Below are 16,440 nucleotides of genomic sequence, written 5' to 3' on the forward strand. Positions count from 1 at the left end.
CAACGAACGGGGTAATCTTAGAAAAAACAAAGGGATAAAGTGGCGCACCCGAAAGGATTCGAACCTTTGGCCTCTGCCTTCGGAGGGCAGCGCTCTATCCAGCTGAGCTACGGGTGCCTGAGGCGGGTGATAAGCCATCCGCAAAGCGCCTGCAATCAGGAAATCGGGCCGGGCGCAGGTTTCCTTGCACAGGGGCAGCAGGGCTCGGCCAGCATGGTCATCTAGGCGGATCATCTCGGGCATCTGGACCGCTGCAAAACCAGCCGCAGTAAGCTAGACTGTGAGGCTATCGGTGCCGGCAGACCGCGCCTTGGGAAAGATTGCGGTGTGCAGCAGTTACCAGAGCGCCACCGCCCACGGGCCGCTGCGATCAGTATGGACCATGAAACCATGGACCAGAAAATGCCCGCCTGTCGCCAGTTGAACGTCGGCCCGTGACAGAAGGTCCGCGTGGATCGCGCCCGGCACTCCCGAGAACCGGTAGGAGATCAGGATCGCGTTCTGCCCCTCGAGCCAGCCCGCCGTCAGCGCATCGCCTTCGATGGAAGACATCCCATCCGACAGCCACGCCGGCTCCACATGGGCACGCCCCCGGCACCGCCACATTGAGAAAACCAACGATGGTCACGGACAGCTTGGGGAACACCTTGCGCAGGCGTTATTGCAGACCGCGATCAGGCAAAGAGATCGTGCGCCAGTTCCAGTGCGTCCACCAGCGCATCCACCTCGTCCTCGGTGTTGTAGAGACCGAAGGACGCGCGGCAGGTGGCCGAAACGCCAAGGTGCTCCATCAGCGGGCCGGCGCAGTGATGCCCTGCCCTCACTGCGACGCCCTTCTTGTCGAGGATCGTCGAGATGTCATGGGGATGCGCCGCTCCGTCCAACGTGAACGAGAAGATCGCAGCCTTGCCCGGCGCATGGCCCTGCACCTGAAGCCAGTTGAGGCCAGAGAGCCGCGCCTTGGCATAGGAGGCAAGGTTGGCCTCGTGGGCGGCAATGTTGTGCATTCCGAGGTCCATGAGGTAGTCGAGCGCCACACCAAGGCCGATCTGCTGGACGATGCCGGGGGTACCGGCCTCAAACTTCATCGGGGGCTCGGCATAGCTCACGCAATCCTTGCGGACCTCGCGGATCATGTCGCCGCCGCCCATGAAGGGGATCATCTCGGCCATGCGCTCCTTGCGGATGAAGATCGCGCCCGACCCCGAGGGACCGTAAAGCTTGTGACCAGTGATGGCGTAGAAATCGCAGCCGATGTCCTCGACATCCACGGGCATGTGCACCGCGCCCTGGCTGCCGTCCACCAGAACCGGGACGCCCCGTTCGCGGGCGGCGTGGCTGATGGTCTTCACGTCCACCACGGTGCCCAGCACGTTCGACACCTGCGTGATGGCAACGAGTTTGGTCTTGGGGCCGATGGCATCGATCACCTTCTGCGGATCAAGCGCCCCGGTGGCATCCACGTCGACCCACTTCAAAACCACGCCAAGGCGTTCGCGCAGGAAATGCCAGGGCACGATGTTTGCGTGATGCTCCATCACCGACAGCACGATCTCGTCCCCGGCCTGCAGGCGCGGCATGGCCCAGCCGTAGGCGACAAGATTGATGCCTTCCGTGGTACCAGAGGTGAAGACGATCTCGTCCTCGTCCTTGGCGCCGAGGAAGCGGGCGATGATGCCGCGCGTGCCCTCGTATTTCTCGGTCGAGAGGTTCGACAGGTAATGCAGGCCCCGGTGGACGTTGGCGTAATCCTCGGCATAGCCGCGGGTCACCGCGTCGATCACCACCTGCGGCTTTTGTGCCGAGGCGCCATTGTCGAGATAGACCAGCGGCTTGCCGTTCACCTCGCGCGAGAGGATCGGGAAATCGCGGCGAATTTCGATCACATCATACATCATTGATACCCGTGTCGGGCCCGAAGCCCAAAGTCATCATCACCGAAACCAGCACGAAGCTGGCTAAGGCACCGGCCATGATCAGGACCATGGCCGCCTTCCAAGCGTTGCCGAACCCATGCGCCACATCGATGAAGTTCGCAAGGATCCAGATCCCGACCACCGCTCCCGCGATGGCGAGCACGCTCCCGAGAGAACCGGCCGATACCACCCCCAGCAGAAGCAGCACGAACTGCAGCCCCGCCCGCAGGATCTGCGCCCAGGACAGCAGGAAAAGGATGTCGCGGTTGCGCCCCGTTCCGCCCCACATGCGTCCGAAACTGCCGATAGCGCTTACCAGCAGCAGCAGGACCGTCCCCAGCAGGATGGCGACCATTACCGGACCGTATCCCAGCGGCAGCACTGTTCCCGGTGCCATCGCCAGCGTCAGTCCCGCAACCAGCGCATTGAGCACGACGGCAAGCGCGAACAACGTCAGCGCCGCTTCACGCCCAGGCTCCTGCGCCAGAAGATGCTGCGCCACCATGCGTGGCGCCATCACCGTCTCCAGCGCAAGGCGCATCACGCCGCCAGCAGTCACGCCGCACGCTCCGCCCGGGGTTCGGTCACCGCCGCAAGGCCTGAGAGCCAGAACCACAGGAAGGCCGCGAACCACGCCCCTCCCACTAGGGTCAGCGCAGGTCCGGCGCCGATAAGCCCCGAGACAAGGCCGTTCAACAGGACCAGCGGGCTTGACGCGAGCATGGCCCAGAACAGCGCCAATCGCGCGCCGTAACCGGTGGTCCGGCGGCGCGTCACCACGCCCCACAGCATCCCGACCAGCGACACGAGGTAAGCCAGCAGCGGGGCCATCACCAGCCAGCCCAGCAGCGCACCGCCGAGCCTCGGGTTGAGGTCCGCCCCATCGAGGTGGGCTTCACGCGCCAATGCAGGCATCGCCGCGATGAAGAACAGCCCGCAGGCCGCCATGAGGATCATCAGCGCGCGATCCTCGCGCGGGCCTTCCGAATAGATCCGGGAGACCACGCGGCGAGGGCCGGTCCATGTGGCGACGATATCGCGCGAGATGGTCATGTCAGCCGCGCCGACGTTCGAGCCATGCCGCCACCCGGGCGTTCAGCTCGTCCTGCAGTTCCTGGCTTTCGATCTCCAGCACTGCCTCGGCGATGAAGGCGATGGTCAGCAGATCCTCGGCGATGCCACGCGGCAGGCCTCGGGCACGCAGGTAGAACAGGCCGTCCTCGTCGATCGCGCCAGAGGTGGAGCCGTGCGAACAGGCCACGTCATCGGCGTAGATCTCAAGCTCCGGCTTGGCGAGGAACTGGCTGTCGTCGTCCAGCAGCAGCGACTGGCTGATCTGGTAGCCGTCGGTCTTCTGGGCGCCGGGCTTCACCAGGATCTTGCCCTGGAAGACACCCGTGGCACCATTGCGCAGCACCTTCTTGAAGACCTGCCGGCTTTCGCAGTTCACCGCGTCGTGGGTGATGAACACCGTGTCATCGTGAAGGAAGTCGCCGTCACCCATGCAGGCACCGGCAACGTGGGCCACGGCGTCATCACCCAGAAGCTCGAGCACGACCTCGTTGCGGGTCAGCACACCATTCACCGTGAGGGTGAAGGTCTTGAACGTGCTTTCCGTGCCGAGACGGCCGAAGATGTGCGTTGCCGCACGGCGTTCATGATCGCGGCCCTGCGCACGGATGTGGTGGAAGCCCGCGCCATCGGCGACCTCGACCTCCATGCAGTTGTTGAACCGCGCGGCAGCCGGGCCGTTTTCGAGGATCGTCACGTCGCCGGTCTTTTCGACTTTCACCACGTGATGCAGAATCGCGTCCGAGCTGTCCGAGCCATGGTTGTAGACGAAGTTCACCGGCTTGCTCACCGGGCCGGTGACGCGCATCACGATGCCGTCCGTGGCAAAGGCGGTGTTAAGCGCCGCCAGCGGGCGCTGCACCGGGGTCTGCCCTGCCTCTTCGAGCGTGCCGTAGAGGTCCTTTGCCCAGAGGATGTCGGTGCTGTCCGACAGCCGCGCGAACTCGATGTTCTCAAGCGACAGATCATCGCTCGCCGCCTCGTCGAAGACTCCGTCGGTAAAGACGATTTTCAGACGGTCGATGCCGTCCCAAAACGGCGCCTCGTCATCTTCGAAGACTGCCGCCGGGGTCGGGTCCACCGACACCAGCGTCTCGGGGCGAGTGTACTTCCAGTACTCGTCACGGGCACCGGGCAGGCCCATGTCCTGCAACCGGGCCAGCGCCGCCTTGCGGGCGGGCGCAGACCAGCCGCCCTCGGGCAGGCTCAGCGCCGCGATGCGCGCGTCGGTCGCATCCTGTTTCAGTTTCGGAAGGGCCATTTACGCCTCCTCTTCGATCAGGTCGGCATACCCGTTGTGTTCGACCTCGAGCGCCAGCTCGGGGCCGCCGGTCTTGATGATGCGGCCGTTGTACATGATGTGCACCACGTCCGGCTTGATGTGGTCGAGAAGGCGCTGGTAGTGCGTGATCACAAGGAACCCGCGGCCTTCATCGCGCAGCGCGTTCACGCCGTCGGCGACCAGCTTCATCGCGTCCACGTCGAGGCCGCTATCGGTCTCGTCAAGGATGCAAAGCTTGGGCTCGAGCATCGCCATCTGCAGGATCTCGTTGCGCTTTTTCTCGCCGCCCGAGAAGCCGACGTTCACGGGGCGCTTGAGCATCTCGGCATCGATCTTCAGATCCTTGGCCTTCTCGCGGACGACCTTGAGGAACTCGGTCGAGGACATTTCCTCTTCGCCACGCGCCTTGCGCTGGCTGTTCACCGCGGTGCGCAGGAAGGTCATGTTGCCGACGCCGGGGATCTCGACGGGGTATTGGAAGGCAAGGAAGAGGCCGGCGGCGGCGCGCTCTTCGGGGTCCATGTCAAGGAGGTCTTCGCCCAGAAGTTCCGCGCTACCGTCGGTGACCTCGTAGCCGTCCTTGCCCGACAGGACATAGGACAGGGTCGACTTGCCCGACCCGTTCGGGCCCATGATCGCATGCACCTTGCCCGCTTCGACGGTCAGGTCCACACCCTTGAGGATCTGCTTATCCTCTTCTTCAAGTTTCACGTGCAGGTTTTTGATCTCAAGCATCTTTTTCCATCTCCTGTCAGGGGCGCGCGCCCCGTCGTCTGTCATCGGATGCCGGCCCTCAGGGCCGCATCGTCCATTCCATGATCCGCAAAAGCCGCCCCGGAGGGATTGGCTGCGGGGTGATCTCGAACCGGGCCATGCGCCCGGTCATCTGCGGCGCCCCGAGGAACTCTTCCACCTTGTGGTAATGCTCCCGCGGCGCGTAATCGTCGAAGAGCAGCGCCATGGGCCGCTCGGCCAGGTAGGCGGTCGCCAGCGCACAGCCCACCCGGAACCGCCCGTCCACCAGCACCACGTCGGGCTGCCGGAATTCTTTCAGCCCCCAGACCTCGAGCGGATAGCGCGGCCAGCGCCGCCATTCGCTGTCGTCCTTGGGATGGCCCCAGTCCTTGGTCTCACCGATGTCGGCCCAGATCACGTCGACCTCGGTGCCGTCCGCGGGCGGGTTCTGATCGAACCAGCCGCGCATCATCTGCGCCCAGTCCCGGTCGCTTTCCACCGAGAACACCGTCCGCCCCGGAAGCTCCGAGGCAAGCACCGTCGAGCCGCCCGAGCCGTACTCGAGGATGACCTGCGCACGGCCATAGAGGTCGCGCAGCAGCGCGGCCTCGGCCTCGGGCATGGTCAGCTCCGGGCGCGGTATGGGCGCAGGCGCGGTCACTCGACCACGACCGCCGTTCCGGAAGCCGAGACCATGAGCATCGAGTTGCCCACCACCTCGTAGTCGATGTCGACACCGACCACCGCGTTGGCGCCAAGGTTTGCAGCGCGCTGCTCGAGCTCCTTGAAGGCAACCTCACGGGCGTCCTGCAGCTTGCGCTCGTAAGCGCCAGACCGGCCGCCAACGATGTCGGTCACCTGCGCGAAAAGATCGCGCACCACGTTGGCGCCCATGATCGCCTCGCCGACCACCACGCCTTTGTAGGCGGTGATCCGGTGGCCTTCGATGTTGTTGGTCGTCGTAACAATCATCTTTTTCTCCCAAGGGTTTGCCATGAAAAGCTCATGCAGTGGTGAAATAGGTGATCGCCATCATGACGATCAAGGCAAGGCCGGCCCCTGCGCTGGCGGTGACAAGGACGGACCCGGCAAGAATGCCCTCCGTCCTGCCCTTGCGCTTGCGCAGGGTGAGTCCGATGAGCAGTCCCAGAAAGACACCGATGGCGGCGCCCGACGATTGCAGGGCAAGCTGCTGGATCATACGCCTGTGCTCCCGTGGCCGGGGTGGCGGGCCTTAGCCCACCGACCCTTCAAGCGAGATGGCCACCAGCGCCTGAGCTTCCATGGCGAACTCCATGGGCAGGGCCTGCAGCACTTCCTTGCAGAAGCCGTTGACGATCAGGGCCACGGCCTCTTCCTCGTCCATGCCGCGCTGCTGGCAGTAGAACATCTGCTCGTCGTCCACCTTGGAGGTGGTCGCCTCGTGCTCCACCCGGCTCGAGTTGTTCTTGACCTCAATGTAGGGGACGGTGTGCGCCCCGCATTTGTCACCGATCAGAAGACTGTCGCACTGGGTGTAGTTGCGGCTTTCCTTGGCCTTGGGGTGCATGGACACAAGGCCACGGTAGGTGTTCTGCGCCACACCCGCAGAGATGCCCTTGGACACGATGCGCGAACGGGTGTTCTTGCCAAGGTGCACCATCTTGGTGCCGGTGTCCGCCTGCTGGTGGCCGTTTGTGATGGCGATGGAGTAGAACTCGCCCTGGCTCTCGTTGCCGCGCAGGATGCAGGACGGGTATTTCCACGTCACCGCCGAGCCGGTTTCCACCTGCGTCCACATGACCTTGGCACGGTCGCCACGGCAATCGGCACGCTTGGTGACGAAGTTGTAGATGCCGCCCTTGCCGTCCTCGTCGCCGGGGAACCAGTTCTGGACGGTGGAATATTTCACCTCGGCGTCTTCCTCGACCACGATCTCGACCACGGCGGCGTGCAGCTGCGCGGTGTCACGCTTGGGCGCGGTGCAGCCCTCAAGGTAGCTCACATACGAGCCCTTGTCGGCGATGATGAGCGTGCGTTCGAACTGGCCGGTGTTCTCCGCGTTGATACGGAAGTAGGTCGACAGTTCCATCGGGCAGCGCACGCCGGGCGGCACGTAGACGAACGAGCCGTCCGAGAAGACCGCCGAGTTCAGCGTGGCATAGTAGTTGTCCGACACCGGAACCACCGAGCCGAGATACTTTTTCACCAGCTCGGGATGCTCGCGGATCGCCTCGGAAATAGAGCAGAAGATCACCCCTGCCTTCTCAAGTTCCTTTTTGAAGGTCGTGCCCACGGAAACGGAGTCGAACACCGCGTCCACTGCGACCTTGCGCTGCTCCTTGCCATCGGCGGGGGTACTTTCGGCCCCTTCGACACCGGCAAGAACCATCTGCTCCTTGAGCGGGATGCCGAGCTTTTCATAGGTCGCCAGCAGCTTGGGGTCCACGTCGTCCAGCGACTTGGGCTTTTCCGCCATGCTCTTGGGCCGGGCGTAGTAATACTGTTCCTGGAAGTCGATCTTGGGATAATTGACCATGGCCCAGTCAGGTTCGGTCTTGGTCAGCCAGCGCTCGTAGGCGGCAAGGCGCCATTCGGTCATCCACTCCGGCTCTTCGTTCTTTTCCGAGATGAGGCGCACGATATCGGCCGAAAGACCCTTCGGCGCGTACTCCATCTCGATGTCGGTCTCCCAGCCGTACTTGTAGGTGGAAACGGCCTCGACCGCATTCACGGTCTCCTGGTCGACCCCTTCCTTGACGGTCACATTGTCGAAGGCTGCCATCTTGTCTCTCCTGTCATCACGCGAAGACCCTTCGCGTGGTTGCATTCCCGGCGCGGCTTACGCGCCCAATTCGATCGGCGCGGTCTCGCGCGCCCTGCTTCATGGGCACAACTCGCGCCCTCGTCTTGCGTCGCGCCCTTGCGAAGCGCTGTTGTTGTCGCGCCATAACGGGCGCCGTTGTCCCCTGCGCCTGCCATCCCGCGCCCGACCGTAGCCGCCCTGCCCGAGGCAGGCCATGGCCTGCGCTGGTCAGCTCCGGCGGCGGCCCAGCTGCTTCAGCCAGCTTTCCGCGAACCGGACCACGTCCTCCTCCCGCACCCCCGGCCCAAGGCTCACCCGGATGGCCGAGCGCGCCGTCTCCTCGTCATGCCCCATGGCCTCCAACACGCCACTGGGGCGCAGCTTGCCGCTGGAGCAGGCCGACCCGGCGCTGACCGCGAACCCGGCGAGGTCCATCTGCATGACTTGCGTTTCCCCTTTCCAACCCGGCATTGCGAAGCACGAGGTATTAGGTAAACGCGGTGCATCTTTCCCGACAAAAATAGTATCTTTGGAGGAGTTCGCAATCACATTCTCTAGAATGTTTCTAAGTTTCTCCACCTCGCCCCAGACACCCTGCTCCATATCTCTCATGGCAGCCTCGGCCGCGGCGGCGAAGCCGGCGATTCCCGCAAGGTTCTCGGTCCCCGCCCGGCGGCCCATCTCCTGCCCGCCGCCCAGCAGCTGCGCCGCAAGGTCGGTGCCGCGCTTGAGCACCAGCGCTCCGATGCCCTTGGGCCCGCCCAGCTTGTGCGCCGACACCAACGCCGCAGTGCAGCCCGCCCAGTTGAAAGCAAAGGGGATCTTGCCGAAGGCCTGCGTGGCATCCACCACCGCCAGGCCTTGCGGCAACGCCTCCTGGATCACCCCCGTCTCGGAATTGGCAACCTGCAGCACCGCCTGCTCAGGCACCTCCACGGCCACCTGCCCACGTGCGTCTACCGCAAGCGACGGCTCGATCCACGCCTTGACGGCGTCATGTTCGACCTCGGCGCCCAAGAGGCCGCGCCCGGCGCAGGCCAGCGCCGCTGCCTCGGTGGCACCGGACAGGAAGACCACGTCCGCTCCATCCGCCCCGAGCGCCGAGGCCACCTGCCCCCGCGCCCGCTCCAGAAGCGCCTTGGCCGCCCGCCCCTCGGCATGAACCGAGGACGGATTGCCCACCACGTCGAAGGCGGCCACCATGGCCTCGCGCGCCTCGGGGCGCATCGGCGCCGTGGCATTCCAGTCTAGATAGCAGCGCTGCAAACCAGCCCCTTCCCATGTTTCCTTTGACGGCAAATATCCCGGGGGAGTCCGCCCCAGGCGGACGGGGGCAGAGCCCCCGATCCCATCACCGGCTCACGGCTCGTCAACCACCGCAAAGAGCGACGGCACCGCCGGACAGGGCGCAAGGGTGTTGTCAATGATGTCCGAAAGCCTCGTCTGATGCAGAAAGACGTAGACATGCGCCGACAGGCTCTGCCACAGTCGGTTGGTCAGCGACTGCGCCCGGCTTCCGGACGCGCCACCGGACGCACCGGCACCCTTGTGCATGGCGTCCACAGTCTCGTCCACTGCGCCGAGGATATCCACCACACGGATCTCCGAGGCCGGCCGCGCAAGGCGATACCCGCCACCGGGACCTCGGACCGATTCTACCAGCCCCGCCCGGCGCAGCTTGACGAAGAGCTGCTCGAGATAGGGCAGCGACACGTCCTGTCGCCGCGAGATATCGCTGAGCGTCACCAGCCCGCTGCCGGACTGCATCGCGATATCCGTCAGCGCCACCATGGCATACCGCCCCTTCGTGCTGAGCTTCATGTCACACCTCCCGGCCAACTGGCCCCCAACGATTGACCTCGGCGCGGTCATTGCCTAGATGCAACCGCAGCCCACCCGGCATCCGGCCGGGTCTGGAACCGTTCTAAGGTGTCTGAGCATTTTCGTCAAGAATTGCCGCACCCGCGTCGAGGAGCACATTCGCAGAATGCCCGAGGTCATCTTTCCCGGACCCGAAGGCCGCCTTGAAGGCCGCTACCACCCCCAGAAGGATCGCGATGCGCCCATCGCCATCGTGCTTCATCCCCACCCGCAGTTCGGCGGGACGATGAACAACAAGGTTGTCTACAACCTGCACTATGCCTTCTACAACATGGGCTTCACGGTCCTGCGCTTCAACTTCCGCGGTGTTGGCCGCAGCCAGGGCGAGTACGACCAGGGCATCGGCGAGCTGTCGGATGCCGCATCGGCGCTCGATTACCTGCAGTCGATGAACAACAACTCCAAGCATTGCTGGGTCGCGGGCTTCTCGTTCGGTGCGTGGATCGGCATGCAGCTGCTCATGCGTCGCCCCGAGATCACCGGCTTCGTGTCGGTCTCGCCGCCGGCGAACATGTACGATTTCTCCTTCCTCGCGCCCTGCCCGTCATCGGGCCTGATCATCAACGGCACCGCCGACCGCGTGGCCCCGCCCGCCGACACCACGAGCCTGGTCAACAAGCTCAAGGAGCAGAAGGGCATCACCATTAGCCACGAGGAAGTCGAGGGCTCCGGCCACTTCTTCGAGGAACCGCACATGGAAACCATGATCGGGTCTGTGAACTCCTACGTGAAGCGTCGCCTCACCGAAAACTCGCGCTGAACCATCCGGGCCCGAGCCGTGATCACCGCATCACCGCTCAGGGCCGGCCCTCAGCCAAGCGCACCTGGTGATGCGGCCTTTGCCGTCGCATCACCTGCCGCAGTCGGCTCAGTCCGGGGCCGCGGTGGGTCCAGCTCCTTCGACGAAGCAGTATCTGTTTCGGGCAATAGCTCATGGCCCCGTCCCGCCATCGCCTGCACGCAGGCACGGACACGTCCCATGGAAGCCATAGGGTGCAGCTCTTGATCCCAAGTGCACACGGCCCCGGCCGGCCCAGCACGTTGCATCTCGGACTCTAGGTACATTTGCGTGTACCGCCGCAGATCGCGGGACCGGATGAGCCCCGCCAGCGACCGCGCCGTAAAAGCACCTCGGCCCACGATCATCAGCTGACGGCCCGACTCGTACCGTTCCATGATGTCTCAGTGGGCGGTCATAACGTTCCGCGTCCCCCCGCCCCGAGCACCTCCGCTAAGAACCGTGTTTCAGACCCTCGCGATGCCGCTGAGGCCAAGATCAGTGCCCCCGCGAGATAGACTTCGGCAGCTGCACGATTTCGTCCGGAGCAGTTTGCAGCGTTAAGCGTGTAGGGATTGCTGCGGCATCGGGCCGGTTCGACGTTCCGTCACAGAAGTCGCACTGCGTTTCATCCACAAATTCCCGGGAATGTGAGTCGGCGAGTCAAATCCATCAACCGAAGGCGGCAGGTCGGCGGCAGCTTTTGCCAATTCCCCGACCGTAGCACTCGCAGATGCCCTGCCCGCTTTCCTCCGGGCGCCACATTGCCTATTGATGGCGCATCACAGCACCCATCAAACGAGGCACGCGATGTCCCTGACACAGCAACTCGCCGACAAGCTCGCGGAAGACACCTTCAAGGTGATGGACACCACCGGCGACGACCGTTTCTTCATGGAAGTGGCCGCGGTGATCGGGGCGTCCTCGACGACGCTGGAAGAGGCTTACCTCACCTCGGTGCGTGTGCGCATCGCCGAGCGCCGGGCCCGCAAGTTCATGATCGACCGCATCAACGGCGTCGCATCTGACCCCACGGACGTGGATCTGTGAGCGTGGACCGTCTCGACGCACAGATGGCCTTCCTCATGGAGGCCGACAAGCTCAAGGCCATCACCCGCGCAACCCGCAACCACGACGGCCGGTTCGAGAATTCCGCTGAACACAGCTGGCACCTGGCGCTGTTCGCCACGGTTCTGGCCGAACATGCACCCGAACCGGTGAACGTTGGGCGTGTCGTGAAGATGCTGCTGATCCACGACATCGTCGAGATCGACGCAGGCGATGCGCCGATCTTCGGCGAGGTTGACCACTCGGCGGTGGATGCCAGCGAACGGGCTGCCGCGGACCGGCTGTTCGGCCTATTGCCCCAGGACCAGGCCACAGAGTTCCTGGAGCTCTGGCACGAGTTTGAGGACAACGAGACCCCCGATGCGCGCTTTGCCAAGTCGCTGGACCGGTTCCAGCCTCCCAACCTGAACCTCGCCATCGGCGGTGGCAGCTGGACTGACTACAACGTGTCGCTTGAGACCTTCGAGGGCAAGCTGGCTCCGAAGATCCAGCGCGGGGCACCGGCGCTTTGGAATTGGTTGCATCCCCGGGTGAAGGCGTTCTTCCGGACCGCCTGATCGCGGCGTGCTGGAATCGTCCATGCGCGACGCCCGGCCGCGATGACGTGACGCCTCCGGCGGGTGTAGTTGGAAAGAGAAGACGGCCGGGGCCGGTGTCGCTTCCGGCCTCCTGCTTTTCGAGCGTGCTTGTGTCAGACATCACGGCGGCGCGTGTCGACCTCGCCCTTCCCCCTTGTCGCAGAGCTTGCGCGCCGTTCGCGTTCGTATCTCAACCGAGGAGACCGCGACAGCGAGTGTCATCCTGGCTTTGCGCTTGGGTCCCCGTTCTTTCAGGCGGCGGCGCAGGTCATGTCTCATGACCGTTGCGCTTAGCTGGCCGACGTGGTTCGGGCGGACGCACCGGGGCAAAAAAAGGCCGGAGGCATGTGTCGCCTCCGGCCCGCTGATGTCCGATGCCGGGGCGGCACCTCGGCCCCGAGCTACGATCAGTAATGGATCGCGCGACCCCATGCGTCGAGGACGCTTTCATGCATCATCTCGGACAAGGTGGGGTGCGGGAAGACAGTGTTCATGAGGTCTTCCTCGGTGGTCTCCAGCTGACGGCCCACCACGTAGCCCTGGATCAGCTCGGTCACTTCCGCGCCGACCATGTGGGCACCCAGAAGCGCGCCAGTCTTTTCGTCAAAGACAGTCTTCACCATGCCCTCGGGCTCACCAAGAGCGATGGCCTTGCCGTTGCCGATGAAGGGGAAGCGGCCGACCTTGATCTTGTAGCCCGCCTCTTTCGCCTGAGCTTCGGTCATGCCGACGCTGGCAACCTGCGGGTGGCAGTAGGTGCAGCCCGCGATGCTGTCCGGGTCCACCGCGTGCGGATGGCCGCCGGCAATCAGCTCGGCCACCATGACGCCCTCGTGGGACGCCTTGTGCGCCAGCCACGGCGCGCCGGCGATGTCACCGATGGCGTAGATGCCCTCGACCCCGGTGCGGCAGTGCTTGTCGACAACCACGTGAGTGCGTTCGACCTTGACGCCAACCTCCTCGAGGCCAAGCCCTTCGGTGTTGCCGATGATGCCCACGGCGGAGATCACCGTGTCGAACTCTTCGGTGGTGGTCTTGCCGCCGCTTTCGATATGGGCGGTGACCTTGCCATTGCCGCGGTCGAGCTTCTTGACCATGGTCTTTTCGCGGATCTTCATGCCCTGCTTCTCGAACTGCTTCTTGGCGAACTTCGAGATTTCTTCGTCCTCGACGGGCAGGACGCGGTCCATGACCTCGACCACGGTCGTATCGGCACCGAGCGTGTTGTAGAAGCTGGCAAATTCGATGCCGATGGCACCCGACCCGATGACCAGCAGCTTTTTCGGCATGCGTTTGGGCTGCAACGCCGCCTTGTAAGTCCAGACCAGATCCCCGTCCGCCTCGAGGCCGGGCAATTCGCGGGCGCGGGCACCGGTGGCGACCACGATGGATTTCGCGGTCAGCTCTTCGGTGCCTTTGTCCGTCTTGACCGACACCTTGCCCTTGGCGGTGATGGTGGCGTCGCCCATGATCGCCGTCACCTTGTTTTTCTTGAGCAGGTGCGAGATCCCCGAGCTCAGCTGCTTGGCCACGCCGCGCGAGCGCTTGACCACCTCGTCGAGATCGAATCCGATCTTCTCGGCGGTGAGGCCGTAATCCTTGGCGCGGTGCATGTAGTGGAAGATCTCGGACGAGCGCAGCAGCGCCTTGGTCGGAATGCAGCCCCAGTTGAGGCAGATGCCCCCCATGTGCTCACGTTCTACGCAGGCCACCTTGAGGCCCAGCTGCGCACCGCGGATGGCGGCGACATAGCCCCCCGGTCCGGCACCGATGACGATCATGTCGAAGCTTTGCGAAGCCATGGCTCTCTCCTGCCGTGTCAAATTAGTTTGGTGCTAAACCATTTTCCGCAACGCTTCAACAACCGGGGGCGGAAATGCCAACGGCCCGCAGGGATGTCCCCACGGGCCGCCGGCAATCAGTGCAGATCCACGCTCAGGCGGCAGCCGAGGTCTCTTCAAGCTTGCGCAGGGTGGCACCGTAACCGCCCTCTTCGACAAAGGCGCGTTCCGCAGCGGTGGTTGCCCGGTCGAGCGCGTCGTTGCGGTAGGGGAAGCGGCCGAAATCGCGGATCACCTCACGATGCGCACGCGCGTGCAGCAGGTTCGCGCTTCCGGTACGCGGCATGCGCTCTTTCATGAGACGGATGCAGCGGTCCTGGTCGCACAGGTTCTCCGAGTGCATGAGAGGCAGGTAGAAGAACTGTCGCGCCGGCTCGTCGATCTTGAGATCATAGCCCTTCCAGATCGACTGCTTGGCCGCCGCCAGCGCCACCTCGTCCGAGGAAAAGGCCTTGCCGGAGCCCCGGAACATGTTGCGCGAGAACTGATCCAGCAGGATTACGTAGGCCAGCGCACCCGAAGCATAGGTCAGCCACAGACCGAACCGACCATCCATCGCCTCTTTCCAGGTGTCTTCGAACTGCTCACGGATCGACGCATCGAGCGCGTCGTCCTGAGCGTACCATTTCGCAGGGCCGACCTCGTCGATCCAGAACGCAAGAATGTCTTCGGGGCCTTTCATGGCCTGAGGCTCCTTTTTTCGTATCCCCCGGGGCATCGGGTGTCTTGGGAATGTTACAATCGGATCCGAGCCGAACAAAAGTAAAGAATTCTGTCAATTACGACATGTCGCCAGCCTGTGGCGTCATTTCGCCGCTCAGGAAGCCTTGTCCGTTGCAGAATGCTCATCTGCTTCTGCTTCAGCGGCTTCCGCAGCCTCGATCGCGTATTCCTGCGCGACCCCCACTGCCACCGGCGAAGCCGACGGCAGGACCATGGCATAAGGGGCGGTATCGGTTGCGGACGGTGCGGCGCGGCGGGTCATCCGGAACAGTGCGTAGGCGGTGACCGCCATCATCAGTACGGCGATCTGGCCAAAGAAGCCCCCCGGACCGAATGTCTCGATTGCCCAGCCAACGGTAATCGGGCCGAAGATCGCGCCCACCCCGTTGACGAACAGAAGACCGGCAGACGCCGAGGCCATGTTCTCGGGCTCGAGGAAGTCGTTGGTATAGGCGATGATCATCGAATAAAGCGGGTTGGCCGCGCCCCCCGCGAAGAAGGCGGCGATCAGAAGCACGTTGAAGTTTTCCGGCGCCACAACGGCGAGGCAGGCCGCGAGGCCGCCAGCGAAGGCGACCGCGGCGATCAGCTTGCGCCGGTCCATGCGGTCTGACAGCCAGCCCAGCGGATATTGCGTCACCAGCGCGCCCACGTAGAACGATGCCACGAACATCGAGATCTGCCCCAGTGACAGGCCCACCTCTGCGGCGAAGACCGCGGCCATGCCGAACTGCGCCGAGAACACGCCGCCCAGCAGGAAAAGCGACACAACGCCCAAGGGCGAAACACGGTACAGCTCGATAAGGGTCATTCGCTTGGTGGTGCCGAATGCCGGTGTCGGGGCGACCGACAGCAGAATAGGCGCGAAGGCGATGGAGACCAGCACCGACGGGATCACGAACAGCAGGAAGCCCGAGGGGTCGGGGATCAGCAGCACTGCCTGCGCACCGATGATGCCGAGCATCTGCACGATCATGTAAAGGGACAGCGACTGCCCTCGCTGTTCGTTTGACGCGGCGTTGTTGAGCCAGCTTTCCGCTGTCACGTAGACGCCGCAGTAGCAGAAGCCGATCACCATGCGCTCCAGCGTCCAGACCGCGGGATGCGGGAAGGACGGGTAAAGGATCAGCACCGCCGAGATAAAGGACCCCAGCGCGGCGAAGACCCGCACGTGCCCCACGCGTCGGATCATTCCCGGCGTCAGGCGCGAGGCAACCAGGAAGCCGGCGAAATAGGCGGACATGACCACCGACATGGAAAAGGCCGAGAAGCCTGCGTCGCTGCCTCTCACACCCAGCAACGAGCCCTGAAGGCCGTTGCCCAACATCAGCAGCAGGATGCCCAGAAGCAGGGCCCAGGAATGTCTCAGGACGTCGAACATGTCGCGTGCGTCTCCTTGCAGTGGCGGTGGCGCACACCGCCGCGGTGGGGGTGCACCTGCCCGTCGTAGCCGCCCGGTGCAAGAGGATTCGACCTAAAGTTTTTGTGGCAAGAAAGGGGCATCGGCGACAAACGGCGCAACCGCCGCTCGCCGCCCGTGCTGACACTGCCCCAAAGGGCTGAGAAAAACGTTAATTCCCATGTTTCGTGATTGCGCAAAACAACCCTGCAGAGAATCGGTTAAGCAGCGGTTCAAGCATAGTTAATCGAATGCACACCAATGAAACACTCACGCATCCTGATATGTAAATCGTTTTACTCGGTAACGCAGCATTAATAAAAAGCTCAATGCAAATACCCCTTTAATTGTCGAAAGCGGAATCATGTCCAAATAAAGGCAAT

18 protein-coding genes and 1 tRNA gene are annotated in these 16,440 nt (G+C 63.7%); 3 read left to right on the top strand and 16 right to left on the bottom strand.

Annotated features, from left to right (window positions below):
* Positions 1–40 precede the first annotated feature (40 nt).
* The 13 genes from IEX41_RS02120 to iscR form a co-directional block, all read right to left on the bottom strand.
* Positions 41–117 (bottom strand) — tRNA-Arg (locus IEX41_RS02120).
* 219 nt (positions 118–336) lie between these two features.
* On the bottom strand, positions 337–552 hold the full coding sequence (locus IEX41_RS02125) for a hypothetical protein (RefSeq protein ID WP_188788346.1): 216 nt from the start codon (positions 550–552) through the stop codon (positions 337–339).
* 122 nt (positions 553–674) lie between these two features.
* Positions 675–1,895 carry a cysteine desulfurase gene (locus IEX41_RS02130; protein ID WP_188788348.1) on the bottom strand — a complete coding sequence of 407 codons (1,221 nt, stop codon included), beginning with the start codon at positions 1,893–1,895 and terminating at the stop codon, positions 675–677.
* Positions 1,888–2,475: a YIP1 family protein gene (locus IEX41_RS02135; RefSeq protein WP_188788350.1), complete on the bottom strand. Its 588-nt coding sequence runs from the start codon at positions 2,473–2,475 to the stop codon at positions 1,888–1,890. The genes IEX41_RS02130 and IEX41_RS02135 overlap by 8 nt, the downstream gene beginning before the upstream one ends.
* On the bottom strand, positions 2,472–2,969 hold the full coding sequence (locus tag IEX41_RS02140; RefSeq protein WP_188788352.1) for a YIP1 family protein: 498 nt from the start codon (positions 2,967–2,969) through the stop codon (positions 2,472–2,474). Before IEX41_RS02140 ends, IEX41_RS02135 begins: the two co-directional genes overlap by 4 nt.
* A 1-nt stretch (position 2,970) precedes the next feature.
* Entirely contained in the window at positions 2,971–4,248 is a 1,278-nt protein-coding gene (locus tag IEX41_RS02145; RefSeq protein ID WP_188788355.1) for a SufB/SufD family protein, read from the bottom strand.
* A complete protein-coding gene (gene sufC, locus IEX41_RS02150; RefSeq protein ID WP_188788357.1) occupies positions 4,249–5,004 on the bottom strand; it encodes a Fe-S cluster assembly ATPase SufC in 756 nt (251 codons plus the stop codon).
* Positions 5,005–5,062: 58 nt separating this feature from the next.
* Positions 5,063–5,626, bottom strand: coding sequence for an O-methyltransferase (locus IEX41_RS02155; protein WP_188788359.1), 564 nt, complete (start codon positions 5,624–5,626; stop codon positions 5,063–5,065).
* A 35-nt stretch (positions 5,627–5,661) separates the two neighbouring features.
* Positions 5,662–5,976 carry a heavy metal-binding domain-containing protein gene (locus tag IEX41_RS02160; RefSeq protein WP_188788360.1) on the bottom strand — a complete coding sequence of 105 codons (315 nt, stop codon included), beginning with the start codon at positions 5,974–5,976 and terminating at the stop codon, positions 5,662–5,664.
* Between the two features lie 31 nt (positions 5,977–6,007).
* Positions 6,008–6,205 carry a hypothetical protein gene (locus IEX41_RS02165; protein ID WP_188788362.1) on the bottom strand — a complete coding sequence of 66 codons (198 nt, stop codon included), beginning with the start codon at positions 6,203–6,205 and terminating at the stop codon, positions 6,008–6,010.
* A 33-nt stretch (positions 6,206–6,238) separates the two neighbouring features.
* Complete coding sequence (gene sufB / locus IEX41_RS02170; RefSeq protein ID WP_188788364.1) at positions 6,239–7,768, bottom strand: Fe-S cluster assembly protein SufB; 1,530 nt, start codon at positions 7,766–7,768, stop codon at positions 6,239–6,241.
* 249 nt (positions 7,769–8,017) lie between these two features.
* Positions 8,018–9,055, bottom strand: a complete 1,038-nt coding sequence (locus IEX41_RS02175) for a cysteine desulfurase family protein (protein ID WP_188788366.1) — start codon at positions 9,053–9,055, stop codon at positions 8,018–8,020.
* A gap of 93 nt (positions 9,056–9,148) precedes the next feature.
* Complete coding sequence (gene iscR / locus IEX41_RS02180; protein WP_188788368.1) at positions 9,149–9,610, bottom strand: Fe-S cluster assembly transcriptional regulator IscR; 462 nt, start codon at positions 9,608–9,610, stop codon at positions 9,149–9,151.
* 166 nt (positions 9,611–9,776) lie between these two features.
* Between iscR and IEX41_RS02185 the strand changes: the two genes are divergently transcribed.
* From IEX41_RS02185 to IEX41_RS02195, 3 genes are all read left to right on the top strand, one after another.
* The gene (locus tag IEX41_RS02185; protein ID WP_188788370.1) at positions 9,777–10,430 is read left to right on the top strand and encodes an alpha/beta hydrolase; all 654 of its coding nucleotides are present in this window, start codon (positions 9,777–9,779) and stop codon (positions 10,428–10,430) included.
* Between the two features lie 828 nt (positions 10,431–11,258).
* The gene (locus IEX41_RS02190) at positions 11,259–11,498 is read left to right on the top strand and encodes a hypothetical protein (protein ID WP_188788373.1); all 240 of its coding nucleotides are present in this window, start codon (positions 11,259–11,261) and stop codon (positions 11,496–11,498) included.
* Between the two features lie 23 nt (positions 11,499–11,521).
* On the top strand, positions 11,522–12,073 hold the full coding sequence (locus IEX41_RS02195) for an HD domain-containing protein (RefSeq protein WP_188789219.1): 552 nt from the start codon (positions 11,522–11,524) through the stop codon (positions 12,071–12,073).
* 428 nt (positions 12,074–12,501) lie between these two features.
* Here IEX41_RS02195 and lpdA read toward each other — a convergent pair whose 3' ends face one another.
* From lpdA to IEX41_RS02210, 3 genes are all read right to left on the bottom strand, one after another.
* Complete coding sequence (lpdA, locus tag IEX41_RS02200) at positions 12,502–13,896, bottom strand: dihydrolipoyl dehydrogenase (RefSeq protein WP_188788375.1); 1,395 nt, start codon at positions 13,894–13,896, stop codon at positions 12,502–12,504.
* Between the two features lie 133 nt (positions 13,897–14,029).
* Positions 14,030–14,617, bottom strand: coding sequence for a DUF924 family protein (locus IEX41_RS02205; protein WP_188788376.1), 588 nt, complete (start codon positions 14,615–14,617; stop codon positions 14,030–14,032).
* A gap of 135 nt (positions 14,618–14,752) precedes the next feature.
* Complete coding sequence (locus IEX41_RS02210) at positions 14,753–16,039, bottom strand: MFS transporter (protein ID WP_188788379.1); 1,287 nt, start codon at positions 16,037–16,039, stop codon at positions 14,753–14,755.
* Between the last annotated feature and the right edge of the window lie 401 nt (positions 16,040–16,440).

Origin of the sequence: Salipiger pallidus, from assembly GCF_014643635.1 — a bacterium.
Taxonomy (GTDB): domain Bacteria; phylum Pseudomonadota; class Alphaproteobacteria; order Rhodobacterales; family Rhodobacteraceae; genus Salipiger; species Salipiger pallidus.